Below are 301 nucleotides of genomic sequence, written 5' to 3'. Positions count from 1 at the left end.
TCTTCCAAGTTTTTATCCAGTTAGTCCATCTCCTATAGTCATAGTTTTAACTCTATCACTTCTTACATATATCATTGTAGTCTTTTACTCTTGTTGTAAGTGTGTTATTCTTCCACGCATTGATACTCTTAACTTAGCCTCTAAGTTTGATAACGGTTCGTCAAATAAGAATACTTTTGGTTTTCTTACTATAGCTCTTCCTAAAGCTACCCTTAGTATTAGTTCTCCTGACATTTCTTTTGGTCTCTTTTCCCGTCATTCTGATTTTTCTAATTTTTCTGCAGCCTCTTTTACTCTTCTA

General features: G+C 33.6%; 1 pseudogene. It reads right to left on the bottom strand.

Annotation, left to right across the window (positions count from 1 at the left end):
• Window positions 1–87 precede the first annotated feature (87 nt).
• A pseudogene (locus AYC60_RS08185) lies at window positions 88–301 on the bottom strand (ATP-binding cassette domain-containing protein); the annotation flags it as partial.

Origin of the sequence: Streptobacillus felis (assembly GCF_001559775.1) — a bacterium.
Taxonomy (GTDB): domain Bacteria; phylum Fusobacteriota; class Fusobacteriia; order Fusobacteriales; family Leptotrichiaceae; genus Streptobacillus; species Streptobacillus felis.
Note: the sequence above shows the minus strand (reverse complement) of the source record. Positions and strands in the feature narration are given on the sequence as shown.